We start from the raw sequence: 26,026 nt of genomic DNA, 5'->3' as shown, positions 1-26,026 counted from the left end.
AATTTATTACGTAATGCTTCAAACAATTATAATCGGATGGGGCAAGGCGTAGTAAAGTGACGAAATCCTTATTATTCAATGTTTGGTTAATACCAAACAAATCTTGCTAAGCAACATCAAAATTTATAATTTTAAGTAAAGTTAAATCAGAAAAATTAGTTCAAGAAAGAAATAGTTTTTCTGATTTAACTTTTAATGATTGAAGTAAAAATAATTTTTCTAAAATAATATTTTTAAGGTATAATGATTAACAACACAATAAAATAGAAAGGTCATTAATGATGGAAGAATATATATCCCAGACTAATAGCAACTTAGAAACTAATTTAAAAACTAATTTTGAAACTGGCTTAACTTCAGAAGAAGTAATTATTCGGCAAAAACAATATGGCAAAAATGAATTACCAAAAAGTAAAGTAACGCCATGATATGTTATTTTTGGTAAAGCATTAATTGAACCAATTCAATTAATTTTAATTGTAGCAGCTGTAATCTCAGTAATTGCACCAATGATTGGAAATAATTGACAAATTCAGGGTGAGTATTTTATTGATTTTTCAGTAATTGCTGCAATTGTTATCCTTGATGCAATTTTAGAAACAATTCAAACAGTAAAAGCGCGAAAATCAATGGTAGCTTTAAAATCCCTATCAAAGCCAAAAGCGGTAGTAATTCGAAATGATTCACAGCAAGAAATCCCAGCTAATGAATTAACAGTTGGCGATATTGTTATTTTGGAAGCAGGAAAATATGTTCCAGCTGAACTACGGATTATTGAACAATCTGATGTATTTATTGATGAAGCAATTTTAACTGGGGAAAGTGTTCCTGTTCATAAAACAGCTTATCCAATTGAACCAACAACAATTTTGGCAGAAATGAAAAACATTGCTTTTATGTCAACTTTTATTACAGCTGGGCGAGCAGTTGGTGTAGTTATTAAGGTTGGTCAACAATCAGAAATTGGAAAAATTGCAACAACAATTAATGAAACAGAAGAAACTGCCACAAATTTAGAAAAAAAACTAACAAAGTTTTCTTATTGAATTGCTGGATTAAGTTTTATTATTACTATTGTTATCTTTTTAGCATTATACTTTAATGGTAATAAAAATGGATGAACCAATTATTTAATGGTGGCGATTACTTTAGCAATTGGGGTTATTCCAGAATCATTAGCAGCTGTTGTTTCTATTACTTTATCATTTTCAACCAAACGTATGGCGAAACAAAATGTAATTGTTAAGAAACTTGCTAGTATGGAAACATTGGGTAGTGTCAATGTTATTTGTACTGATAAAACAGGAACTTTAACACAAAATAAAATGACAGTTAAAAAAGTAATTATGAATAATGATGTAATTAATGCTGATAAATACATTAATAGTGGTCTTGATCAGCACCAGGATTTATTTTTGAAAGCATTAGTTTTATGTAATGATAGTGTTACTGAAGACAAGGAACGAATTGGTGATCCAACAGAATTAGCATTAGTTGATTATGCTGAATTATTTGCTTATGATGAACAAGATTCACGTGATAAATGAGAACGAATTGATGAGGTTCCTTTTGATTCTGAACGGAAACTAATGTCTACCTTAAATCTTATTGAAGGGGTTAGTACAACTTTTACAAAAGGAGCATTGGATAGTTTATTAGAACGTTGTGATCGCATTATGATTCAGAATGAAATTCTAAGATTAACTAAGCAAGATAAAGCACTGTTATTAAAGTTAGCAGATAATTTATCAGCGCAAGCATTACGGGTGTTAGCGTTTGCTTATAATACTAACTTTGATGATGAACAAGACCCTGAAGCATTAGAAAAAAATTTAATTTTTTTAGGAGCAGTTGGAATGATTGATCCTGTTCGTTTATCTGCTATTGAAGCAGTGAAAAAAGCACACGCTGCTGGAATTAAAGTTGTTATGATTACTGGTGATCATGCAACAACTGCTCTAGCAATTGCTAAGGAGTTAGACTTAGCTTATTCAGAATATGAAGTAATTTCTTCTGAACAATTAAATGAAATGATGGATGAGCAATTAATTCGAATTGTTGATAATATTAAAGTGTTTGCTCGGGTTAATCCTGAACATAAAGTTCGGATTGTTAATATTTTACAACAAAAAGATTATCTTGTTTCAATGACAGGTGATGGTGTTAATGATGCTCCAAGTTTAGTAAAAGCGGATATTGGGGTAGCAATGGGAATTACCGGAACAGATGTTGCAAAGCAAGCAGCCGATGTTATTTTAACGGATGATAATTTTGAAACAATTATTAAAGGAGTTAATGAAGGGCGCAATGTTTATCAAAAAATCCGACGGGCAATCACTTTTGTTATTGGGGTTAATTTAGCAAATGTTTTATCAATTTTTATTTTATCCTTAATTAATCATGTTTCACCAGTAGAAGCAACTGATATTTTATGAATGAATTTAGTTATTGAATCAATTTTAGCAATTTGTATTGGAATGGCGGATAATGATGACACATTAATGACAATTAAAATAGTTCAAGGGAAAAATCCCTTATTTCGAAATATTTGAGGACCAATGATTCGGATTACTATTCTAACAACAAGTGTTTGTATTGGAGCTTATTATTTTGGAATGAGTTTCGTTCCTGCTCAGGCATACGAAGCCTATGGTTATCAAACAGTTTTTGATTTTTTACGAAGTAGTGATCCAAATATTACAATTGAAATGAAATTACAAATTTCTGATTTTGGACGGACAGGGATTTTTATTGCTTTAACTTGTGCACCAAGTATGTTTGTTAATACTGTTACTTTAACAAATTGAAAAATAAAAAACCGCTTTACCCCAATTATTAATCGCCCATTAATTTATGCCGCAATAGGAGCAGTTTTATTAAATATTATTATTTTGTTTATTCCTTGAATTAATAATAAAGTATTAAATTTAAATGATTTAGAAGTTTATAATTTAAATAATTGATATTTTATCCCCGCTTGTTTAGCAATGGCAATGATTCCTGTGACAATTATTGTGATAACTGATGCTTGTCATTTTTGATGACATCATGGATTAAAACAACACTTGCAAAAACTTGGGAAAGTTAAAATAAGAAAATTATAAACCAATCGTTGTTAAAACAAATAATTTTTAGAAAATATTATATTAAGCAATTAAGTTGTTTAAACACGGTCCAATTTTTTCATTTATTACATTATTAACTACTCAATCAATTTGTTTTTAACTAACATTATTAAAATTAGTTCCAGGAGGAAATCATTTTCTAAACTCACCATTCATATTTTCAATTAAAGGTTTTTGACGAGGTTTGCCAGCATCATCAAAATATACTTGTATTTCAGCAAATATTTCCGTTTCTCGTCATTCACTAAATTCTTTACCTCTATCTGTTATTATTCCTTTTATTTTTCCAATTAAATTATTGTTTATAACAATATCTTTAAACTTTTTCTCAACTTCCCTAGCAGTATGATTTTCTAATTTTATTGCAAAATATTTTTTACTTGATTGTTATACTAAAACTAAACAACTAGATTGATGGTTTTTCCCAACAACAGTATCCATTTCAAATCATCCAACATTAGAAACTTTATTTTCAATATCTCAAATTGACTTAAAATCAGTTAATTTACAACGATTATCAGATTTTCCTTTTGTTTTATATTTTTTACCACGATGTCGTAAATTCTGTTTTAAAAAACCATAAAAACCTAAACGAATTCATTTATACAATGTTTTAACACAAACGGGAAATTTAACACCAAATTTTAAAAAATAACGATAAATAAATTCTCTCGGAGTATCACGATATTTATTAAGTCTAATTTTCACAAAATTAATCTGTTCTTCAGTAAATTTACATCTTTTATTATTCTTTTTTCTTTCCTCATAATACATTTCATATGACTTATAAGCACTATATTCTTTAATAGTTTTAAATATATTAATTTCTCGTAAAATAGTACTACGATGTCTATTCAAAAATTTAGCAATTACAGAAATATTCTGCTCACCATTCTTTTTTAAAAACATTTTTGATAATAATAATTGTTCTAATTTAACTTTATCTATAAAACTCAAATGGTAGTAAGAAAAAAGTTGAGGTTTTATAAAAAATATAAATAAAGTAATTAAATATAAATTAAAGTAATCGCTTATTAGAGCGATTTTTTTATTTGCATTATTCATCAGATAGTATCTTTAAAATTAAAAATTAACCTATTTTCCCTACAAATTAGTTAATTTTTATAATTTCCTTTCTGTGATTTATTATATTTTTTCGGTTTATTAATAGAGATAATGAGATATTTAAACAGCTAATAATATCATTTTTAATAAAGGTACTATCTGATGAATAATGCAATACTAAAACTTGATATTTTGATGCTTAAAGATGGATAACTCATCTATGGCACGAAGCCTTAAAGAAAGTGTGAAAGCGATTGGTTTTAACCATATTTATTTCTTTAATTCTCTGTGGGGTTAGTCGCCCGCGAAATGTCAGAGCGTGTGTTTTTGCTTGTTTCATAAAAAGAGTGCTTTTAAACCGAAAAAAACAATATCGGACACTAAAACAACAAGAGGGAGGAGCTCCAAAAGGTTATTTTCTTTATATAAAGTTGTGTAGGAGTGCATGAAGCGTAATTAATAACTGGGTAAATTGTTTTTTTTGTTTATTTCCGTGGTGGTGGGTTAAACCTCTATCAAAATATTCTACCGCCCCCGCTCACCCCCGAAGTGAAGCGGGCGGCGAAGTAAGTAAATAATAAAATAAATTATTTACTAAATATAAAAATATTAACTAATAAAGAAATATTATGTTTTTTTACAGAAAGGAAATTATAAAATGAAAAAATTACAAGATTTAATTAAAGATTTAACAGGAGTTACTGTTGAACAAAAAAAATCAATGAATATTTAGAATATGAAGCATTAGATTTACGAGGTGCTAAATTACGAGGTGTTAATTTACAAGATTTTGATTTACGTTGGGATAATTTACAAGAGGCTAATTTATGAGGTACTAAATTACGAGGTGCTGATTTACAATGGGCTAATTTATCTTGTGTTGATTTACAAGATGTTAAAATCACAAAAGAACAATTAGACCAATTAACTGTTATTGGGGAGGATAAATAATGGGAAAAAGAAAATATTGTGAAGATTGTCAAGAAGACGGATTAAATATTCCTTATGATGGTTATTATTGGTCTTTTTCAGATGAAAGATATACACAAAAAGAAATTGATTTTATTGGTGGCGAATGTTCAGCTAGAGAATTAAGACAAAATTTCAAAGCTAAATTGCATTGTGTATGTGCTAGTTGTCTTATTTCATATTTCTAGTGAGGAAGAAAAACAATGAATATAACAGAATTAATTGATGCAATTAATAGCCACATTCAAACAATTAAATGAGAAATTGATGCACTTAATAGCAAAATTCGAGCACTTAAAAAAGAACTTGCTGAATTAAAACAACAAATATTATATAAAGAAGATTTTTATTTTCAATTATATTGTATAAATTGTGAAAAAGTTGACGAATGTATATTATCAAGTTGTTCAGAAAAAACTTTAAGAAAAAACTATGTTTTAAAAGATAATTCAAAATATGACAAATTACCTAGTAAGAATGTGAAATATGAAAAAGTTAAATAAAAAACTATTAACAAAATAAATGAATTAATGCTTAGAAGTTATCCAGTTTCATTTGAAGATATTACTGATGAACATTGAGCATTAGGTAAAACTAATACAAAATTTTACAGATAAAGATAAAAAAATTATTAGTTCATTAATTGATAATGAAAAATATAATGATTTATCTAAACAAGAAAGAATAAATAAAATAGCAGAAGAATATAATCTAAATCAAGTTGATGGTACTGTTGATGGTGGTTCTGTAATTGACCAAATGTTAAAAAGACAAGAAGAAATTAAATCTAATCGTTTAGAAGAAATTAAGAAAAATGGTGCTAAAACTGATGAAGATATTATTGAAATTGCTAAAAATTTACAATGACAATAAGGAGGATTAACCTATGTCAAAAATAAGTGGAAAATCAAGTATTGTATTACCTACTCTTTTTCAAATTGGTGGAAATAGTCCAACAGAAAAAGCAATTGGTGATGTTGCAGTTTTACAAATTAAAAAAATTTTAGAAGCAGATAGTCAATATATTGATGCAACAGAAATGATGATGATGTCTGCTAAACAAATTTCAATGGAAGATGGTTTTGAACAAGGGCAATATGTCTTTCCTGAAAGAATGGTTTGAGGAAATGATTATGATACATCTGCTGGTGCTGAACAACAATCAGTAGGAGTAAGAAGAGCAATCGTTATGATGGATCAAATGTTAACATTTAAGTATGATGTTCCTTAATTTGATACTGTTCGTTTTATGGAATCACCTGTTGAAGTAAGAACTAATACAATTAGAGAATAAATGCGTACTATTACTCGTAATTGATATTCAAATATGAATGCAATTTATTTACAAGGAGTTATTGATAGTTGTATTGCAACTGGTCAATATATTATATTACCAATTCCAACAGATGCAGATTCAGCACAACAAACATTGCTAGTGGGCTTTTGTTAGGAGCAAATTTAGCACAAGCAAATTCGCCATGAGAAAATAAATATGTCTATTATTTTAATGAAGACAAATCTGATGTAACATTGTTAACTAGTTATAATACAACTACTGAAAATTTTAAAATTATTACAATAAAAACAGGAAATAAAAATCCAAAACAATTTGATAAGGTTCGAACACCATATACAGAGCCTACTTCTGCTAGTTGAGGTAGTACAACAAGAAATTATGGTGAAAATTTTGATAATTTTTTAATGCATGACAAGGTTAGCCCCCGTTATAATTTTCAATATTAAGCATGCAACAACGTTAGAAGATGGAAAAGAGTATGCTAATTTCTATATTTTTGATAAATATGAGAAAATAAGTAGTATTACCGGTATTAAAATTAAACAAAAAATTGGTTTCACATATTATATGGGCCAAGACAGTGAATGATATTTACAATTATTATTATATCAATTTGGTCGTAGTTTTGGAACTTGAATTGGGGGAGCAATGTGGTTACCGGTTGGAAAACAGATAATCTTATCTTATGATTGATAATAAATATTAATATTAAAAATGATATGAGTTTTAATCCTCATATCATTTTATTTTTATTAAATTACAATTTACATTATTTTAAAAATAATCCTTGCTAAATTTAATTAAATATGTTAATTTTAATATCGTATATGATTTTAAAAATATTACTAATATTTTTAAAATAAATTACTTTAATTGTTTATTGTTTATAAAACATAGTCAATTAAAAACTAAAAAAGGAAGTAAATAAGATGGGAATTACTTCAAAAGCAAAAAATACGTTAAAAACAGCTTATAAATCACTTAAAAAGTCATTTAATTCATTTTTGAAAAAACTTGGTTTTAGTAATAAAGAAGCTTCAAAAGTTTCATCAGAATTTGTGAGTGCAATGAGTCAAACAATTGGTGAGCATCTTAAGGATGACGAATATCGTGAAGTTTTAAAAGAAATTATTACAAATGATAATGAGCCAATTTATGAAAATTTGAAACCATTAAAACCACATCGTCCAGCACCGCCAATCCCAGGAAGCACAGAAAGCTATCGTGTAGAACCACGAGTAAAAAGTGATGCGATGCAAAATAAAATTCAAAGACCAAAAGAACAACCACCAGCACCACCAAGTATTTTGCAACAAGAAATTATGAAAATGAAAAATAATTTACGAAAAGTAGAAACAAAAAAACCACAATTAAATGGCATTAATGGGCAAGAAAAACCACCAATTGCACCAAAACCAAATTTAACAGATTTAAGTAAAGCACAAATAAAATCAATTAATGAGCAATTAAAAAATTTAGATAAACAACAAACAAATCAACATGAACAAGAAACTGAATTAGATAAATAAGGCTCAATAATAAATTGTTTAAAAACATAACTAAAAATGATATTAGTATTAATTCTAATATCATTTTATTTCGTTTTATTAATATGTTGTGAAAAACTTCAAATTTGTTCATTTCTACCATTAGTTTTAATTGCTTCAATATTTTTTATTGTAATTTTTTCAACAATTTCTAATGGGACTAGATTAGTAATAAAAGTTCGAATAATATGTTCTGAAGCATAATCATTAATTAGTTCAGATACGGATAATGGTTTTGCTAACGGTAAGGGAATTACAACTTGACTACTAGTTATTGCATCTTTATCATTTTTGAATGATAAATATCTTTCTTTTGGAATTGTTTCAATAATTTCCTTGTTATTTTTCATAATTTTTAAGTTTTGATCATTATCATATTCATAATTTCATCAAGGTAATATTTTAGCATTAGCAAAAAAGAAATATTCATTTGAATTTTGTTTTTTTTGAACTAAATAACAATTATCTTTAATGGTATAATTTTTTTGTAAGGTTTGGATTTTGACAATATTAGTTCCCGTAATGCTGCCGTAATTTTCTAATGTATTTAATAATTGATTAATAGCGTTCATACTATTATCCTCATCAACGTAATGCTATTTACTAAATAAATTAGTCATACACTATGCTAATAATATACTATTTTTAAAAATTATTGTAGTATTTAACTAAATTTATTTCATAAAATTTTATTTTTAAGACATTTGTCTTTCTACAATAATTTACAACTTTTAACAAATATGCTAATATAAGTAATATTAATAGGAAGAGAAAGACTATGAAAAAAAATATTCTAACGATTTTAAGTGAGTACAAAAAACGACTGTTAAATGATAAATCAGTGGGAGACATTTTTTTAACCAAAATTAACACAAAAAGTAAAAATATTATTAATTTCTTAGACTTATTATTTTTATCAAACCAAAGTCCAGAAAAGGTTTGAAAAGATATTAATAAGAAAGAAAATCTTATTATTACAAAATTATCTGGAGAAACAATTAGGGAAATTTGTGGTTACGTTGGAGGAATTATTAATAAAAGTAAAAATGATGAAGAATTTGCTTCACACTTAAAGCAGCATGCATTCAATAAGTATCCCATTTTACATTATTCAAAAATTCTTGAATTTATTTTTACGTTGTTTGTTAAAAAAGATGGAAAAAAAGTTAGTGAAGAAAGCTTATTAAAATTAGAAAAAATCATTAGTGAAGAAACAACAAAAATTTTTAATAAATTTATTCGAATTTTACAAGATGCCAAATTATATTCCTTTGAAAGAAATATTAATCCATTATATATTGGTTGGCCATACATTGAAGGATTAACACAATCACAAAAAGTTTTTCGTGCGCCATTATTATTATGACCACTAAATGAACTTAGTCGTACAAAAACTAAAATTGTTTTAGCAACAAAACATGATGAAATTTTATTAAATTCAGCAATTCGTTTAAGTCAAATTAAAGATAGTAATTATAATGTGGCTGAATTTAGTTTTGATTCCTTAACTTTAACGGATGATATTTTTCAAAAAGCAATTACAGATTTAAAAACATTAGGATTTAAGGTTAAAAATGAAGATAAAATAAATAATTTATATAATTTAAATTACTATAAACAAAATGAACAATTATCTTCTAATATTTCTGATAACTTTGAGAAATATTTAGCCAATAATTATCAAGTTAATAATTTAGGGTTAGTATTTGATTGCTATCTTGGAATGTATAATATTTCATCAACAACGTTATATCGAGATTATTGTGATTTAGAGAAAGTTATTGATAATTCTGTTAGTCAAATTTTTCAAAATGAATATAATATTGAAGAGGATTGAGCGGAAAACCAACTACGTTATCAAGAAGAATTAAATGAAAGAACAGTAATGGCAATTAACAATTATGATATTTCCCAAAAAGTGGCCATTAAGAAAGCGTTAGAAAAAAATACGATTATTCAAGGTCCACCTGGAACTGGAAAATCACAAACAATTAGCAATTTAATTGTCAATAATTTATGCCGTGGGGAGCGAGTTTTGTTTTGTGCGGAAAAACAAGATGCAATTAAAGTAGTTTATAATAATATGAAAAAAATTCAAAATTATTGTTTAATGATTACTAACTTAGAAGAAAAGGAGAGTTTTTATCAAAAAATTTTAGATAGTATTAATAATATTAATCAATTATATCCAGAAGTCGAAAGTGCAATGTATTTAAGCAAAATGGATCAGTTATTTGATAATATTAAGAAATATAAAATATTTGCACGTCAAGATGCTTATCAAGATTATTTACAATTTTTAAATAATGTTAAAAATCAGCCATTAACATTAGATTTTGAATTATTAAGTCAGTTTTATTATTTTGAATTAGAATATGATGATTATTCTCGTCATTGTCATCGAATTTATCAAAATACGATGATTGTTCAAAAATTTTTAGCCTTGTTTAATGATTTTCCCCATTTTGCAGAAATTTATCATCGTTTTCGTGTCAAAGAATTTAAAAAAATGTTAAAAAAAGCTAAAGGATTAAAACCACATAAATTTTTAGCATTAATATTTAATGTCTTAAAAAATAATATTGTTAGTTATACGATTAATAGTGTTGATGAGAATAAATTTAATTTATTTAAAATTGAAGAAACAATTTTAATTGAGGCATTAACAACGGAATTTAAAAATATTGATTATTTTGTTAATCGTTTAGAATTGATTGACCAAAATGATCGCTTGCGTCGTGAAGATAAAAATTATGAACTATATGCTTACTTAGGAACTGTTGTTAAAGTTGAAGCAGATTTGCCATTAATTTATCAACATTATTTTTTTCATTGCTATCAAACAGAACATGCTGAGTTATTAAAAGTTGGAACTTTAAATTGACGTAAAGAACTAACTAAATTAAGCAATCAATCAATGCTTAATACAACAGAATATTTAACTTATTTATACCATCAACAAATTCGGGATGTTATTAAAGTAAATTTTATTGAAACGTTACCTAAACTTATTGAAGAATGTCGAAAAAAAACAAAACGATCAATTACTTATTTTTTTAAAAATAACTATGAATTAATTAAAGTTTTATTTCCCGTTATTATGGCAACTCCGGATATTGCATCCCAATTATTACCATTAAATCATCAAGAGTTTGACCAATTAATTTTTGATGAAGCATCACAAATTTTTGTGGAACGAGCAATTCCAATTATTTATCGTGCAGAACGAATTTTAGTTGCTGGGGATAAAAAACAATTAGGACCAACAAATTTCTTTTCATCACGGTTTGATTATGATGGGTGAGAACAAAACGAAGAATTGTTAGCCCTTGAAACAACCTTAACTGATAAGAGTTTACTTGACTTTGCTAGTAAACAATATAATTCTAGTATGTTACGATTTCATTACCGGTCAAAATATAGTGAGTTAATTAATTTTTCAAATGCTGCCTTTTATGATAATAATTTAATTATGATTTCAAATAAAACAAAAAAGGATTTTCCGTTAAAATTAATTGATGTTCCTGATGGGGTATGAAAAAACCGGGGTAATATTCCTGAAGCGAAACGAATTGTTGCTTTATTAAAAGAAATTATTACAACTCGAAAACAACAAGAAACAATTGGGGTTGTTACTTTTAACGAAGTACAAAAAAACTTAATTTGACAATATTTAACGGAAGAATTTGAAAAAACACCAGCGTTAGAACAAGAATTACATCGAGTGCATAATGGGCGGAATGAAGGCTTATTTGTGAAAAATCTTGAAAATATTCAAGGTGATGAACGCGATATTATTATTTTTTCAATTGGTTTTGCGCGGGACGAGAATAATAAATTTACGCAATTCTTTGGTCCTTTATCGCAAGCTGGTGGTGAGAACCGTTTAAATGTGGCAATTACTCGAGCAAAAGAAAAAATTTATATTGTTAAGTCATTTCCATCATCATTAATTTCAGAAGATTCAAAACATCCTGGCCCACGATACTTTAAATATTATTTAGAATATGTTGAGCAATTAAACCGCGGAAAAGATCAAAAAGACAAAGTATTAGCAAAGTTAACAACAGCAAAAAGTTATGCTCAAGAACAACAAATTTCTAAAATTAATCGACAATTTACAGCAGAAGTTGCAGCTGCTTTAACAGCAGCCTTAAGTGGACATGAGCGTTATCAAATTGCAACATATACAGTGCAAGGGACTTATCAAATTGATGTTACGGTATATGATCAGAAAAAAGACCATTATGTATTAGGGATTATTTGTGATGATTTAACATATCCAATTGGAGTTGAACAAAAAGAATATGATTTTTATCGTCAAAAGTATTTAGTTGACCGCGGATGAAAAATTGAAGCAATTTTACATAGTAATTGGTTATTTAAAAATTACCAAGTAGATATTATTAATAGGATTGTACAAAAAATTATTGGTAAATAGGAGGTCTTATGAAATTTGATTTAACTAAAATTAAAAAAATGAAAAATCTTAAGGATTTAGAAATATATTTATTTAAAACATATTTACCCAAAAATGGTAATCGGATTATTAAAGCAGAGTTATTAAATTTAATTCATACGTATTTCTCAAATGTAACTTCTGAGCAAGCAAATCAATTTATTACGTTATTAAAAGATAATCGGGTTGTTTTTCTGCGCGGATATAATTATGTTGGTAATGAAACATTAGAATCATTTAGTCGTCAGAAGCAAGAAAAAGAAGAACCAGGAGAAATTGAGCCTGCCGTATTACCGTCAACAAAAACAATTGAAAAATTAAGTTCTATTTCTGAACAAAAAGAAAAACCGCAACCAAAAGCAAAAGTAGTAACACCACGTAAAATAATTGATTTTAGTAGTTTATCTTTTCCAGATCGGTATCTTAATTTTATTCAGTTATTATATTCAATTAAATATGAAAAAGAAAAACCAGTAATTGCTTTATATGATATTCCCGATTTAATCGTTAATAATCCTTCGAACGAAGAAAAATATTTTAAGTTTAACAAACAACATAGTATGTCAAACGATGACGATAATTATATTGATCCAACTAAACGAAATATCATTTTAAAAGGTGAACTTGAACCAACTGTAGAAGAACCTTCGGAATGAACAACTGTTAAACCAGAAAAGTTGACCTTTGATTTTTCTAATCCAACTAGTTCAGAAGCCATTTGACGAAAAATGAGTGTTAGTCAATATCGAAAATATTTTTTATCATATCATCAAATTATGCAATTTCAGTACCAAGGATTAAATAAGTTTTTTATTGATTATTTATTAGCTTTACCAATTAATGATAAATTAATTATGAATTATTATAGTAATGTAATTGTGAATAAAAAAATTCATCAAGCTTTATATGATAATTATTTACGAAACCGGATTAAGTATGCTTTTTTAATTGATTATAATTTATTTTATGATGTTCCTTTAATTCAAAAAAACCTTGATAAATATCATAAAGAAGTTAAAACAGCTGCTGAAAAAATTATAATTAATTTATTTATGCAATTTTTAAGTTCAACTTTTAATGTTAATGAAAAAAAATTACAAATTAGTCCAGAAGTTATTAGTCAAATTAAAGCTTTTTACTGATCATTTAATCAAAAAATGCATTTATTTGAATTTAAAGATTATATTTTTTCAACAAACCCAAAATGAAAAGAAGAATATGCAATGAATTTTATTAATTTTTTTGAAGGCTATAAATTTACTTCAAATCAACAAGCAATTAATTTAATTATTGATCATTTGGAAAGTGATAAACTATTAGAATTATTAAAAGAAAATATTAATAAAATTAACTTTAAAAAGACAACAATTAATGATCATGTCTTATGATATGATGTTAAAACTAGTTGTCATTTATTAGACAATGAATTAACATATATTAAAGGAAACTTACTAAATAATATTCAAACTATTTTTGAAGAGACAATTAGTTAAAAAATTAGATATTAAAATTATGGATTGGTTTTAAAATCAATCCTATTTTTATATGTTATACTGAGAGTGTGAGCTTAAAAAGAATGGAAGAAAACAAAGGATTACGTGAACTTTTATTATTAGAAAATATTAAAGAAGATGAATTTTTTTCTTATAAGTATATTAATATTAAAAATAATACTACTTTTAATGAATTAGATCCTTCTTTTGATATTAATAATTATTTGGCAACTTATTTATCAAAAAATAATGAGGTTATTTCTAAAACGAAGCAATCAAATAAAATATTAGTGTCAATACAAAGAGAACGTGAATTTGATTTTTATAAAAATCGTTCTTCAATTCCTTTATCTGAATCTTTTTTATATACTAATGAGTATTCTTCAAAACTATTGGATGATTTTCAAAAAGAAATGATAATTTCTGATGAAGTATCAATCATAGTACCTTTTATTTCTAAACCAATTTTAAGAAAAATTGAAAATATTATTGAAAGTTTAAACAAAAGAAATAAGCAAATTAATATGATTACAACAACTTTTGATGGAACTGGAAATTATGTTGATTTAGAAGAACTATGTAAATTAATTGATTTCTATTCTAATTTTAAAGTAAAAGTTGAAGATGTTGATAATACTAAGAAACGAATTCATGGTAAAGGTTACATTTTTAAAAGAAATACAGGATTTTCGACAGCAATTTTAGGTTCTTCAAATATGACAGTTACTGGTTTAATAACTGGGGGCGAATGAAATATTAAAATTTCTGAATTTAAAGATCAAAAATTATTTAATGAAATTAAAATGGCTTTTGCTAAAAATTGAAATAAAAACCTAATTGATTTATCCAATCAACCATTATTGATTTAGAAAATGAAAATATTAAATGAAAAGGATTTGAATAATATGGAAAAAATTAAGATTAGAAATTATGAAATTACATTAGAAGAATATCAAGTAGATACTTTATTAGATATATTAAGAGAATTTATGAAAGCAAATATTCTTAAAAGTAGTGAAGAATTGATTAAAAAATAAGGAGATAAATAATATGAAAGAAATAAGAAATTTACAATTATCAGAATTTCAAAAAGAAATTATTAATAAATTAGATGATGAATACTGCTATAAAATTTCATTGCAAGAACAAGATAAAGATACCGCTATTAATATTATTGATAATGATGGTAATTTTTTGTTAAAAATATTAAGTGGTGATGACGAGGTATCAATAAAGGAACGAATAAAATATGCGGAAAAAAACATTGAAAATCTTAATGGATATCTTAAAAAAAGAATTAAATAGGTGTAAACCATATACTGAAAGTATTAGAAATAATAAAAAAACTATTAAATTATTAGAACTTATATTAAAGGAGAATAAATAATATGAAAAAATATGTTGCTAAAAAAGATATTAATAATTATTTAGATAAAAAATTTGAAGAAGCAAAATTTAAAACCACTCAAGCTGATATAGATAATATTTGAGAAATAAGTGATAAAGATATTAAAAAAGCAATGGAAGAATTTATAAATAATCCATTTTGAAATCAACTATTTAAGAATTTATCAAAAAATGATTAAAGGAGATAAATAATATGAATTTAAAAGATTTATTAAATGAAATGTTTGATAACTATCCAGATTGTTATAAAGATTATGGTTTGGCTATTATGGATCGTTATGAAATTGAAATTGAAAATAAAAAATTGGAGGAATTATAAAATAAAAACATTACAAGATTTAATTAAAAATTTAACAGGAGTTACTGTTGAAGAACAAAAATAGATTTAGAAGATGCTGTTTTACGATGTGCTGATTTACAAGGTGCTAGAATTACAAAAAAAATTAGATAAATTAACTGTTATTGAGGAGGATTAATAATGAATAATATAGTTCAAAATGTTTCTTTCCCTTTTGCAATTAAAGGTAATGATTTTAAAGAATTAAGTTTAAAAGCATTAAATATTAAAAAATGAATTGATGAAAATGGACAAGAATTAGCAGAATTTATATACAGACATCGTAATCAATATAATACGACTGGTTATAAAGATGTGCATTTAAAAGATATTCCATCAACTTTAACTAAAATTGATATTGTTTTTAAAGAACCATTAGAAAAAATTAAATCATTTAAAGATGATTTAAATCGTATTCGTACTAATATTATTATATTCATTAATTTTTTGCAATAAAAGATTATTTTGATCAGAAATCTTAATTCGTTTTCAAATATCATTAGTTTTATTCATATCCACATTAACTAAATCTAAAAAATCATCGTTAATACAATAGTAGTCAAATTCAGCAAGCATTCCATTAGCAATTGCATCCCAAATTCGTAATTCATAAGCTATATCATTATTAAAATATTTTACAACTGTAACTCCATCAGTACGCTCCGGTGTAGCTGTAATTCCAATTTTTTCTCCTTTAAAATAATTAAATACTTTTTGAAAAGTATTGGATTCAACATGATGGGCTTCATCAAAAATTATATGTTTAAATTCAAATGGTTCAAATAGTAGCAAAAATATGTAAATTATTTTCAATTTCTTTATTTGTTCCAGAAAAAATAAAACCAAAATTTAAATCACCAAGCACATTTTGGAATGTTCTTTGTGCTTGTTCAATAATTTCTTTCTGATGTGCAATAAATAATAAACTTGGATAATTATTATTTTTAACTTGATTTTTATAGTCAAAAGCAACAACCATTGTTTTTCCCGTTCCAGTTGGCATTACTATTAAATGCTTATTTTGTTCTAATATTTTACGACGATTTGGTAAGAATTAGGATGATAAAAATTAGACGATTTAATCTAATTTTTTTCAAAAATATAACTTCGTTCAAGTTGTTATTCAACCATTTTTATTTTCAACATTAGCAGTAATTTTTGCTTCTTCTAATGTATAAAATGATTTAGTTAAAATATCATTTGAAAAATCACTTTTCATAATTAATAAGTATCTTTTATTCATAATTTAATTCCTCCTAATTCTTTTTAGTATTTAATGCTCAATGTTCATCAGTAATTTCATTGTGTGTAAGAATATATTTATTTTGTTTATCACATTTAAAGCTAACCTCAATATCTTTTTTTAAGACAATATTTCTTTTTCATCTTTACCTCCTAAATTATTCCTTTTATTTTTTTCTCAAATTGTAATATTTTTCATCCATCTGATGCTAAATCTAAAATATCGTTAATTTTGTAATGTTCCATATAAGACGCAATAACACCTCGTTTATCTTCAAAATAAATTTAAGTACATTTTTGCTCATTCTAAACATTGAAAATCATAATGTTTTTTATGATGTGAAATACGACAATCAATAGGTTGACAATTAACTCAATTAAATGATGTTGTTATTTCATCTCAAGTTTTATTAATATATTTACTTTTATATTCTGTCATTTTTTTAATTCTCCTTTTTAACTCACTGGCACTCACTCTCAAGTGAAAGTGACAAAGCGAGAATTAGTTACATAAGTATTATCTATTTATTTACTACGCCATCCGCTTCACTGGGGCTGAGCGGTGGCGGTGTTATGTTTGTTTTAGCATCTATTAAAAATCTGCAACTATATTTTTAAATTAGACGCCAGACATATATATGTCTTCCTTCTTCCGTACCCATTTGTGCTTTCGCTCTGGGGTTTGACGCTCAGTTTTTGAAATTAAATTTACTTGTACCCATATGAAGGACCGAATGCTAATCGCAAATTTAATTGTTTGTGTCACCATCTCTATTTTTATTGTGGTTCGATGTTAGCCTTGGACACATCACCACTATCGCAAGTTATTAAAAATAATAACCAACGCCGATTTACCTCTTTACTCATACACTATTTCAGTACTTGCCCCGGACGGCTGTTGGAATGAGTATAAACTCATGTTCTTATGGAAGCACTTAGTTATTTAAAATAACCGTCCCACACTGCTATTAAGTTGTTTTTCAAGAGTTGTTTTTCAAATAAAAAACAACCCTAACAAGAGTTGTTTTTTGCCGCTTCATTGTACACGATGCCTTTTAATTTTGGGATTTATAACTGACAAGAAATTAATAATGGTGGTTTGTTCCCCGATAAACAATGATGACAAGTGCAATATGTAATGCCAGATGGTTGATGAGATTTTGGTGCTCATATTAGAAGTGCGGTGATTTGAATTGTTAATACTATTCCGGTAGTTAAACAAGTTAATGAATTAGCGAGTGGTGTTGGTAAGGTTTTTGAAACAGTATATAGTTTTTTTAGTCAAATATTTGAGGTATGAAAATTTAATCCAGCGTTGTATAGTGCAATAACAAATATCTTTTTATTAATTATTTTTATGAAATTTGTGCGATTAATATAAAAAAGGAACTGTTATTTAGTTCCTTTTTTGTTCTTTTCAGTCAGTAATTTCACCGGTATTTTTATCTATTTGAGGTAATGTTGGTTCACCAACGCCATCTCAACGATAAATGTTAATATATTGATATTTATAATCTATATATTTTCCAATTCATTTTATAATTATAAAACCATTTTCAATTTTAATAATTCCAATATAATTTTTATTATCATTATTTTTTTCATTAACAAAACCATTAATTAATTTTCAATTACTACCTTTTGGTGGTTTTTGTGGATTATGTTGTTGATTATCTGGTAGTTCTGGTTTATTATCTTCTTCGTTTTTATTATTATTTTCTTTTTTACAACTGATTAGTGTTGTTGTGCTTGTTGCGGTTAATCCGATTGCTCCTATTATGCTAAGTCATTTTTTCATTTAGATTGTCTCCTTTTATTGTTTTATATATAATTAATATTATTTCATATATCAATTATATATCAATTATTTTGTATTAAATATTAATTTTATAAGTTAATGAAAGGTATATAAGTGTTATGTATAGTCATTTGAGTTTTATAGATAAAGTTAAATTAGAACAATTATTATTATCAAAAATGTTTTTAAAAAAGAATGGTAAACAGAATATTTCTGCAATCGCTAAATTTTTGAATAGACATCGTAGTACTATTTTACGAGAAATTAAGAGATTTAAAACTATTGATGAATATAGTGCTTATAAGTAAGATAAATATTGTGATTCTCCGAGAGAATTTATTTATCGTTATTTTTTAAAATTTGGTGTTAAATTTCGGGTTTGTGTTAAAACATTGTATAAATGAATTCGTTTAGGTTTTTATGGTTTTTTAAAACAGAATTTGCGACATCGTGGTAAAAAATATAAAACAAAAGGAAAATCTGATAATCGTGGTAAATTAACTGATTTTAAGTCAATTTGAGATATTGAAAATAAAGTTTCTAATGTTGGATGATTTGAAATGGATACTGTTGTTGGAAAAAACCATCAATCTAGTTGTTTAGTTTTAGTAGAACAATCAAGTAAAAAATATTTTGCAATAAAATTAGAAAATCATACTGCTAATGAAGTTTTTGAAAAGTTTAAAGATATTGTTATAAATAATAATTTAATTGGAAAAATTAAAGGAATAATAACAGATCACGGAAAAGAATTTAGTGAATGACGAGAAATGGAAATATTTGCTGAAACACAAGTGTATTTTTGTGATCCTGGTTCACCACAACAAAAACCTTTAATTGAATATATGAATAGTAAATTAAGATATTGATTTCCTAAGGGAACTGATTTTAATAATGTTAGTCAAAAATAAATAGATTGAGTAGTTAATGTTATAAATGATAAACTCCGACCGTGTTTAAAATGAATAAGTGCTAAAGAAATGTTTTTGCAGAATATATAAATAATAAATATTTAAAAATGTATATTAAATAATTTTTTAGTTTGTTTAAATATGGATAAAATAAAAATTAAAATATTTTTAATTTTTATTTAAATTTATGGTTGATTTTTGTAATTTTTATTATATTATTTAATTAGTAAATATTTGTTGCACTTAATTTTACATAATTCATCATATAAAATTTCTTTCATTTAATGCCTCCCTCTTTTTTTAAAAAGAGGGATGACCTGATATTTAAAATACCGATCTAGATGATGAGATGCTAATTTACTAATCATCTCTATTTAAAATGTATAATTATTTTCTTAATTTGTCAAGTAAATATAATTTTTGGCCAAGTGGTTAATTTTCTTAAATTGTTGTGATAGAATGGTTTATAACTTAAAAAAATTTTAACAAAACCTTTCAAATAAATTTGGGAACCTTTATAAAATTCTTCGCTTAACGCTTAGAATTTTTCCCAAGTACTTTGAAAAGCGCGGTATAAATTTTTTTAAACTTTAAGTTATTTTTCACAAAATTATCGAAAATCACCGCGAGGCCAAATTGACCCTCTGCATATAATAAATTAAACAATTTCCTTTCAAAATATTAAATAATCCTTGTATATATATACAAGTATGTTATAAAAATAATATATAAAAAATTTAGCGAAAGGAATTATCATATTGAAAAAGATATTAAGTCTTTTAGGTACGTTCACCTTAATAGGGACAACTACAACCAGTTTAGTTGCTTGTAATACACAATTACAATATAATGAAGATGAATTAAAAAAATTAAAAGCAGAAAACAAAATTAATACTGATAACCAAGAAATCAAATATAATTTAGTATGAATAGCACCACAAGAAAAACCATTTATTACTGTTGATAATAAATATTATTTTATTGTGTGGCGTGGTGATAAAAATGATGATTGAAAAATTATTAAATTTAAACATTTTGAACAAAAAGAAAAAGTTTTAGATAAATATGATACATATGAACTTAAAACATCTCATTTTGGTGGTGATTTATTTATTTATAAAAATGGATTTGTAGGTTATGATTGAAATAAAGATGATGGAACTTATTTTAAATCAGTTTATCGTTGAAATTTAGATATACAAGAACCTAATTTAATAGTTAATAAAGATGGTGTAATCCAAGTTAGTTAATAAAAAGTCATTTTAATAAATGACTTTTTATATTTCTAATCTAATTGTAAAAATTGTAATATCATAATTTCCATCACCCCATATTCCAGATATTTCAATTTGATTTAAAGCAAATATTTTAACATCATAAGTTATTTTAATATTATCTACAACTAAATTTTTAGTCATACTCATTCAAGATAACTTAGAATAAAGTAATTTATATCATTGCGAAAAATAGTTTAAATAATCTTCTATTTTGTCATTAAAAACAATTAAATTAGTTAAATATTTACCATATTCACCATTTGAAAGTTTGATTTCTGCTGGAATAAGAGAAGGTATATTATTTGTTTCTAATTCATTTGTTAATGATAATCAATTAAAATAATTTGCTTCTAATTGATAAATAGGATTTTCTGAAATATCTTTGTTTTTAACAGTTATCTTAATTTCATTGTCTTTGTTATTAATATTGTTTTTTGGCTCACTATTTTTATTTCAACGATAAACTGATTTAAAATAAGTTCCATCATCTTTATTTCAATCATAACCTACAAATCCATTTTTATAAATAAATCACCACCAAAATGAGATGTTTTAAGTTCATATGTATCATATTTATCTAAAACTTTTTCTTTTTGTTCAAAATGTTTAAATTTAATAATTTTTCAATCATCATTTTTATCACCACGCCACACAATAAAATAATATTTATTATCAACAGTAATAAATGGTTTATCATTTGCATAAACTTTCATTCAATAATTTATTGGTTCAGGTGGAATAGGACCACTGCCACTAAAATTAAAATATAATGAATTTAATTCAACTTTGCAACTTTCAAATACTCAATATTCAGTTTCTTCTTCTCTTGGATTAGAAACTAATTCAAAGTAATAAGGCGAAAATAATTTAACATCATCATTATAGCCTTTATTAATTGCATATTTGCTATATGTGTAATTTGATAACATATAGATAATTTGTTTAAATCTTTTGACAACATTATCATTAATAAGAGTTGGATTATCTAATTTTCAATTTTCAAATAAACCATCAATTACTTCTTCGGGTTTTTGTCCTTCGAATTGTTGGTGTAATTCGGCCGCTTTATTTGTGGGATTACCTTTTTCATCGTATTTTGCTCCTTGAAATTTTCTATCATAATTGTAGCGATATGTTAAATAATTTAATAAAACTTTATCTAAACCATTTTTATTTATTAAATCTAATACATCTTTTCCTTGAATGTAATTTTTAGCAATACTTCAAGGTAAAAAACTTTCTGTAAATCAATATTTAAATACTCTTAAATTAGGTTCTGTTTCAAATGGCATTGATAATAATGGTACTAAACTAGCATTTTCAATATTTGATGAAGGATATGAATAAACACCATTGATATTTCCTAAGCATTTAATATTACCAAATAACATAGATTTAGGATATTTAATTTCAATCCCAGTAAATACTATATCTTCGGACAATGATTTTTGTAATACTAAATGAATACTATTTTGGTTTTTTCATTTAAAGTCAGTTATTTTAATTAAATGCATAGATTTAATAATATCAATCCCCTCTAATGAATAGGGGGTGTTTATATTCTTCAATGATATAGCATTCATTTTTATTGTCTTCACTAATTGGTTTATTAATAGAAATTATTTTTAAGTCTAATGTTTCTAAAAATTATTTATCTTGTTTTGAAATATCATTAATTAAAATATCTTTTTCATCAATCATTATATAACTTGTACTGTTGTCTTGGATTGTTGTATTTTGCTGAATTTGTATTGAAGAAGGAGTAACTAAATAATGAAAATTTGAAATATAGGAACAAATATTCAATCATATATTAATTTTTTTTCACAAATCTTTAATAATTATGCATATTTTTACAACAATGATAACATAAATCACACTTACTACAAACCAAATTATTTATAAATATTTTTTCCATTTCTTTATCACCGTCACCCATAATATTACCAAATTTAGTTTTACAATTTTGACATGCATAGTTATTTAGTTTTGGCATATTTGTATTCTCCTTTTAAGAATATTATAATATTTTTTGATTTAATGTATTATTAATTTTTTTCATAAAATTAATAATAAATAAAAATTATACTTTAATAAACAAAAATTTTAAAATATTAAGTACTACTGATTTTGAAAATTCAGAAGTTATAACCAATAAAATTAAATATTTAACATACTATATAAATATGATTTTTGAAATTTATGATTCTAGAATTGTTAATGAACTTTTAGTAAAACATTGTATGAGTATAAAAAATGGGAGGAATATTTTAATTATGAAAGTTAAAGGGAATCTTTCTTTGAAACAACATATTGTAATACCAAAATTTATATCACAGGCTGAAATTATTACGTTACATCTTGTTAATGAAATTACAAAACCATATATAACAAAACCAGGAATTACTTTAAATTCTGCTCATACGGAATATTATAATAGATTTAAAATCAACGAAAAAATTGATATAACTGAATATATAATTATTTAAAGAGGTGATATTTTGAAGAAATAAAATCTTAATTGAGATAAACTTACACCAGAAGAAAGATTTGATTGTCTTATAGAAAAAACAATAAGTTTCAAAAAAGAACAAAAAACAAAAAAAAGAAATAAAAAATAACTTTGTATTATATTTTGCACTATAATAAATGCATTATAAATAAAAAAATATGGAGGCGGAATATTATTGATTAATTTTAAATCAAAAATAATAAACAGAGATGTTATTGAAGTTTTAAAAAAATGGATCAGAGTATAAAATTTGATGTAATAATAGCAGGCCCTCCATACAATATTGGAAAAGATTTTGGTAATAATATTGATTATATGGAATTGAAAAAATACATTAATTGAACTAAAAAATGAATTAAATTATGTTTAAATTTTTTATCTGATAATGGTCTATTGTATATATATGGATTTTCTGAAATTTTGGCAAGAATTGTAGCTCAATTTCCTATTGAAAAACAAAGATTTTTAATTTGACATTATACTAATAAAACATCACCTTCTTCTAATTTTTGACAAAGATCACATGAAGCTATTTTATGTTTATGAAAAGATCAAAGACCTAATTTAGAAATTGATCAGATAAGAGAACCTTATACAGATAGTTATATGAAATTAAATGTAAAAGAGCGCATGAATACAAAAGGAAGATTTGGAACAAAAACAACAATTTATAAAGTTAATGAAAAAGGTGCATTGCCTAGAGATGTTATAAAAATACCTGCTTTAGCAGCAGGAACAGGAATGGTTAAACGCCATTTTATGTGCAAAGATTGTAATAATAAGTTATACCATTCAAGTGAAAAAAGAACGTGAAAATCATAAGTTAATAATACATCCTACGCAAAAACCTACTGAATTAACTGAAAAATTAATTTTTTCACGTATAAATGGTAATAATGGAAGAACTTTAATACCATTTGCTGGCTCAGGTTCTGAATGCACAGTTGCAGAAATTAATAATATTGAGTATTTAGGTATAGAATTAAATCCTGAGTATGAAAATGATTTAAAATCTTTTCATAGTCTCTTTAAAGGTAGAAGATGTGAGGCATGATAACTAGAGAAATTAATTGTAAGAGCGATAAAAAATGATTATTTTAAAACAGAATCTGTTTCTTGAAAAGGCCGTGGTCATGATATAGACTATGATATGCGAATTTTAGAGCAAAGTGGTAAACTTAATGATATTCAAATTAAATCAGGTCAAATAAAAAAGATAGAATAACTATTTCTAATCATAGAACAGGCAGATTTAATGGAAATTTAGATGAAATTACTAAATTTATAAATTCAAATACTTATTCTTGTTTTCTTATTCCATATTCAAAAAAAGAAAATGAATTAGGTAACCAATTTGTATACAAAATTTTTTATGTTAGTTCAGGTATATTTAAAATTGATAAAAATTGAACTCTTAAAGGAAATAATTATGTAACTGAAAATTCTAAGGGTGTAAAAATGAAATTATGCCCAAAAATGAGTTGACAAATTTGATGAGATGTACGATTAGCTGAATTAACAGAAATTAAAAATATATTGGAAAACTGAACAGTTTCAAATAACTGAGAATTTAAATTTAAAAGTGCTTTCATTTCATATTGAAATAAAAGCACTTTTAAATTTAAAACCTTTCTTTTTTGATTATTATAGTAAATTATATTGAAAATCAATTTTCAATTGGAGAATTATCTAAATAGTTTCCTCTTCTAGACATACTTATATTTATGCCATATTTTACTAATAATCTTTCATAATTTTTTGAAGTAAAATAAAGGCCTTGATCTAAGCTAATAATTAATTCTCCTTTAACTATTTTTCTTTTAATAATAGATTTTTCTAAGCAGTTAATTACTCAACATATGCTCATATGTTATTTTTGAAAAATGATTTATATTTTTTCTTGTTTTAGTTCTAACGCTAGAAATTCTATTAGCTAATTTCATATAAATATAAACCGTTGAATTTTATACATTAATATTTTGCTCTTCCAAGTCTAATTTAATTTGTTTGTAGCCTTTAATATTGCTTTCTCTATGAATTGCTTTAATTATTTCATATATTGAATAAACAATATTTGACTGATATTCATAACAATTAATTTTATATTTATTCCATGTATTTTATAAAGATCAATTAATTCAAATATATTTAGAAACCAATACATATAAATATATAAATTCAAAAGCTATAATTGATGTTTTTATTGATAATAATAATTTTGTTAAATATAATAAAATTGTTTAGATATAGGTTCACATAATATTGAATTTTCTTTTGTTAAGAAGTCTTTAAAAGATTTACCAAATAGTTCTTCAAATTTTGAAATAATTGATGAAAATTCTCCCGAATTTGAAATAAATGATGAAAAAAATAATTTAATTATATCTTATATAAATTCTTTTGCTTTTGACTAGTAAATACAAACAAATTTAGAAAAAATAATATTAATTTAAAAATATTACATATATTTAATTGTAAATATTTATAATTTTTGAGTAAATATTATCAATTTGATGAGTATATAAAAATATGTAGTTATTTTATAAAAAATCTTAGATGATATAAGACAATAGAATATATTTAATGT

Annotated in this window: 30 protein-coding genes and 4 pseudogenes; 25 read left to right on the top strand and 9 right to left on the bottom strand. The window is 24.9% G+C overall.

The features are described from left to right. The first annotated feature begins 281 nt into the window (after nt 1–281). A complete protein-coding gene (locus tag SCITRI_RS04770) occupies nt 282–3,104 on the top strand; it encodes a cation-translocating P-type ATPase (protein ID WP_071937446.1) in 2,823 nt (940 codons plus the stop codon). A 42-nt stretch (nt 3,105–3,146) separates the two neighbouring features. Here SCITRI_RS04770 and SCITRI_RS04765 read toward each other — a convergent pair. Beyond that, a pseudogene (locus tag SCITRI_RS04765) lies at nt 3,147–4,034 on the bottom strand (IS30 family transposase). A gap of 873 nt (nt 4,035–4,907) precedes the next feature. Here SCITRI_RS04765 and SCITRI_RS12465 point away from each other — a divergent pair. The 8 genes from SCITRI_RS12465 to SCITRI_RS04730 all read left to right on the top strand — a co-directional run bounded on the left by SCITRI_RS12465 (nt 4,908) and on the right by SCITRI_RS04730 (nt 7,985). Beyond that, entirely contained in the window at nt 4,908–5,141 is a 234-nt protein-coding gene (locus tag SCITRI_RS12465) for a pentapeptide repeat-containing protein (protein ID WP_157092891.1), read from the top strand. Next, entirely contained in the window at nt 5,141–5,347 is a 207-nt protein-coding gene (locus SCITRI_RS04755) for a hypothetical protein (RefSeq protein WP_071937444.1), read from the top strand. The genes SCITRI_RS12465 and SCITRI_RS04755 overlap by 1 nt, the downstream gene beginning before the upstream one ends. A 15-nt stretch (nt 5,348–5,362) precedes the next feature. Continuing rightward, nucleotides 5,363–5,662 carry a hypothetical protein gene (locus SCITRI_RS04750; protein WP_071937443.1) on the top strand — a complete coding sequence of 100 codons (300 nt, stop codon included), beginning with the start codon at nt 5,363–5,365 and terminating at the stop codon, nt 5,660–5,662. 383 nt (nt 5,663–6,045) lie between these two features. Next, entirely contained in the window at nt 6,046–6,390 is a 345-nt protein-coding gene (locus SCITRI_RS04745; RefSeq protein ID WP_071937442.1) for a hypothetical protein, read from the top strand. Nucleotides 6,391–6,453: 63 nt separating this feature from the next. Further along, nucleotides 6,454–6,609, top strand: coding sequence for a hypothetical protein (locus SCITRI_RS10025; protein ID WP_155522118.1), 156 nt, complete (start codon nt 6,454–6,456; stop codon nt 6,607–6,609). Further along, on the top strand, nt 6,603–6,902 hold the full coding sequence (locus SCITRI_RS04740; protein WP_071937441.1) for a hypothetical protein: 300 nt from the start codon (nt 6,603–6,605) through the stop codon (nt 6,900–6,902). The genes SCITRI_RS10025 and SCITRI_RS04740 overlap by 7 nt, the downstream gene beginning before the upstream one ends. Continuing rightward, the gene (locus SCITRI_RS04735; RefSeq protein ID WP_071937440.1) at nt 6,865–7,152 is read left to right on the top strand and encodes a hypothetical protein; all 288 of its coding nucleotides are present in this window, start codon (nt 6,865–6,867) and stop codon (nt 7,150–7,152) included. The genes SCITRI_RS04740 and SCITRI_RS04735 overlap by 38 nt, the downstream gene beginning before the upstream one ends. Nucleotides 7,153–7,385: 233 nt before the next feature. Further along, complete coding sequence (locus SCITRI_RS04730; protein ID WP_071937439.1) at nt 7,386–7,985, top strand: hypothetical protein; 600 nt, start codon at nt 7,386–7,388, stop codon at nt 7,983–7,985. A gap of 65 nt (nt 7,986–8,050) precedes the next feature. Here the strand turns inward: SCITRI_RS04730 and SCITRI_RS04725 are convergent, their stop codons facing one another. After that, nucleotides 8,051–8,575 carry a hypothetical protein gene (locus SCITRI_RS04725; protein ID WP_071937438.1) on the bottom strand — a complete coding sequence of 175 codons (525 nt, stop codon included), beginning with the start codon at nt 8,573–8,575 and terminating at the stop codon, nt 8,051–8,053. 206 nt (nt 8,576–8,781) lie between these two features. On the opposite strand from SCITRI_RS04725, the gene SCITRI_RS04720 reads away from it, so the two are divergent. From SCITRI_RS04720 to SCITRI_RS04695, 8 genes are all read left to right on the top strand, one after another. Continuing rightward, nucleotides 8,782–12,444 carry an AAA domain-containing protein gene (locus SCITRI_RS04720; RefSeq protein WP_071937437.1) on the top strand — a complete coding sequence of 1,221 codons (3,663 nt, stop codon included), beginning with the start codon at nt 8,782–8,784 and terminating at the stop codon, nt 12,442–12,444. Nucleotides 12,445–12,452: 8 nt separating this feature from the next. Next, nucleotides 12,453–13,955: a hypothetical protein gene (locus tag SCITRI_RS04715; RefSeq protein WP_071937436.1), complete on the top strand. Its 1,503-nt coding sequence runs from the start codon at nt 12,453–12,455 to the stop codon at nt 13,953–13,955. 83 nt (nt 13,956–14,038) lie between these two features. Next, entirely contained in the window at nt 14,039–14,824 is a 786-nt protein-coding gene (locus SCITRI_RS04710) for a restriction endonuclease PLD domain-containing protein (RefSeq protein WP_071937435.1), read from the top strand. A gap of 36 nt (nt 14,825–14,860) precedes the next feature. After that, nucleotides 14,861–14,992 carry a hypothetical protein gene (locus SCITRI_RS12170; RefSeq protein ID WP_255401094.1) on the top strand — a complete coding sequence of 44 codons (132 nt, stop codon included), beginning with the start codon at nt 14,861–14,863 and terminating at the stop codon, nt 14,990–14,992. Nucleotides 14,993–15,005: 13 nt separating this feature from the next. Further along, on the top strand, nt 15,006–15,260 hold the full coding sequence (locus tag SCITRI_RS04705) for a hypothetical protein (RefSeq protein ID WP_071937434.1): 255 nt from the start codon (nt 15,006–15,008) through the stop codon (nt 15,258–15,260). A gap of 83 nt (nt 15,261–15,343) precedes the next feature. Next, on the top strand, nt 15,344–15,541 hold the full coding sequence (locus SCITRI_RS04700; RefSeq protein WP_071937433.1) for a hypothetical protein: 198 nt from the start codon (nt 15,344–15,346) through the stop codon (nt 15,539–15,541). Nucleotides 15,542–15,555: 14 nt separating this feature from the next. Next, nucleotides 15,556–15,681, top strand: coding sequence for a hypothetical protein (locus tag SCITRI_RS12165; RefSeq protein WP_257785667.1), 126 nt, complete (start codon nt 15,556–15,558; stop codon nt 15,679–15,681). A gap of 159 nt (nt 15,682–15,840) precedes the next feature. Beyond that, on the top strand, nt 15,841–16,155 hold the full coding sequence (locus tag SCITRI_RS04695) for a hypothetical protein (protein WP_071937432.1): 315 nt from the start codon (nt 15,841–15,843) through the stop codon (nt 16,153–16,155). Here SCITRI_RS04695 and SCITRI_RS04690 read toward each other — a convergent pair. The 3 genes and pseudogenes from SCITRI_RS04690 to SCITRI_RS10015 form a co-directional block, all read right to left on the bottom strand. After that, nucleotides 16,105–16,678: pseudogene (locus SCITRI_RS04690) on the bottom strand (DEAD/DEAH box helicase). The gene SCITRI_RS04695 and the pseudogene SCITRI_RS04690 overlap by 51 nt on opposite strands. Before the next feature lie 99 nt (nt 16,679–16,777). Then, nucleotides 16,778–16,942: a hypothetical protein gene (locus tag SCITRI_RS10020; RefSeq protein ID WP_155522117.1), complete on the bottom strand. Its 165-nt coding sequence runs from the start codon at nt 16,940–16,942 to the stop codon at nt 16,778–16,780. 267 nt (nt 16,943–17,209) lie between these two features. Next, entirely contained in the window at nt 17,210–17,380 is a 171-nt protein-coding gene (locus tag SCITRI_RS10015; protein ID WP_157092860.1) for a hypothetical protein, read from the bottom strand. A 615-nt stretch (nt 17,381–17,995) separates the two neighbouring features. Between SCITRI_RS10015 and SCITRI_RS04680 the strand changes: the two are divergent. Then, nucleotides 17,996–18,322 (top strand): annotated as a pseudogene (locus SCITRI_RS04680) (spiroplasma phage ORF1-like family protein); the annotation flags it as partial. A 15-nt stretch (nt 18,323–18,337) separates the two neighbouring features. Here SCITRI_RS04680 and SCITRI_RS04675 read toward each other — a convergent pair. Then, a complete protein-coding gene (locus SCITRI_RS04675) occupies nt 18,338–18,739 on the bottom strand; it encodes a lipoprotein (protein ID WP_071937428.1) in 402 nt (133 codons plus the stop codon). Nucleotides 18,740–18,858: 119 nt separating this feature from the next. Here SCITRI_RS04675 and SCITRI_RS04670 point away from each other — a divergent pair. Next, nucleotides 18,859–19,740: pseudogene (locus SCITRI_RS04670) on the top strand (IS30 family transposase). A gap of 668 nt (nt 19,741–20,408) precedes the next feature. Then, the gene (locus SCITRI_RS04665) at nt 20,409–20,900 is read left to right on the top strand and encodes a lipoprotein (RefSeq protein ID WP_071937427.1); all 492 of its coding nucleotides are present in this window, start codon (nt 20,409–20,411) and stop codon (nt 20,898–20,900) included. Nucleotides 20,901–20,927: 27 nt separating this feature from the next. Here the strand turns inward: SCITRI_RS04665 and SCITRI_RS10010 are convergent, their stop codons facing one another. Then, nucleotides 20,928–21,074 carry a hypothetical protein gene (locus SCITRI_RS10010; protein ID WP_162302562.1) on the bottom strand — a complete coding sequence of 49 codons (147 nt, stop codon included), beginning with the start codon at nt 21,072–21,074 and terminating at the stop codon, nt 20,928–20,930. Nucleotides 21,075–21,138: 64 nt separating this feature from the next. Here SCITRI_RS10010 and SCITRI_RS12160 point away from each other — a divergent pair, with 64 nt between their 5' ends. Then, nucleotides 21,139–21,270, top strand: a complete 132-nt coding sequence (locus tag SCITRI_RS12160) for a hypothetical protein (RefSeq protein WP_257785666.1) — start codon at nt 21,139–21,141, stop codon at nt 21,268–21,270. Nucleotides 21,271–21,433: 163 nt separating this feature from the next. Here the strand turns inward: SCITRI_RS12160 and SCITRI_RS04660 are convergent, their stop codons facing one another. Both SCITRI_RS04660 and SCITRI_RS10000 read right to left on the bottom strand, forming a co-directional pair. Further along, complete coding sequence (locus tag SCITRI_RS04660) at nt 21,434–22,495, bottom strand: hypothetical protein (RefSeq protein ID WP_147077247.1); 1,062 nt, start codon at nt 22,493–22,495, stop codon at nt 21,434–21,436. Nucleotides 22,496–22,761: 266 nt separating this feature from the next. Then, nucleotides 22,762–22,923, bottom strand: a complete 162-nt coding sequence (locus SCITRI_RS10000; protein WP_155522114.1) for a hypothetical protein — start codon at nt 22,921–22,923, stop codon at nt 22,762–22,764. 280 nt (nt 22,924–23,203) lie between these two features. Between SCITRI_RS10000 and SCITRI_RS04655 the strand changes: the two genes are divergently transcribed. From SCITRI_RS04655 to SCITRI_RS04640, 4 genes are all read left to right on the top strand, one after another. Further along, on the top strand, nt 23,204–23,416 hold the full coding sequence (locus SCITRI_RS04655; protein WP_071937425.1) for a hypothetical protein: 213 nt from the start codon (nt 23,204–23,206) through the stop codon (nt 23,414–23,416). A 254-nt stretch (nt 23,417–23,670) separates the two neighbouring features. Continuing rightward, entirely contained in the window at nt 23,671–24,261 is a 591-nt protein-coding gene (locus SCITRI_RS10720) for a DNA methyltransferase (protein ID WP_071937424.1), read from the top strand. Further along, the gene (locus SCITRI_RS10715; protein WP_071937423.1) at nt 24,236–24,496 is read left to right on the top strand and encodes a DNA methyltransferase; all 261 of its coding nucleotides are present in this window, start codon (nt 24,236–24,238) and stop codon (nt 24,494–24,496) included. Before SCITRI_RS10720 ends, SCITRI_RS10715 begins: the two co-directional genes overlap by 26 nt. Nucleotides 24,497–24,897: 401 nt before the next feature. After that, nucleotides 24,898–25,089: a hypothetical protein gene (locus SCITRI_RS04640; protein ID WP_071937422.1), complete on the top strand. Its 192-nt coding sequence runs from the start codon at nt 24,898–24,900 to the stop codon at nt 25,087–25,089. Nucleotides 25,090–26,026 lie beyond the last annotated feature (937 nt).

It is taken from the genome of Spiroplasma citri (genome assembly GCF_001886855.1).
Lineage (GTDB): Bacteria > Bacillota_I > Bacilli_A > Mycoplasmatales > Mycoplasmataceae > Spiroplasma > Spiroplasma citri.
This window is presented reverse-complemented; position numbering and strand designations above follow the sequence as displayed.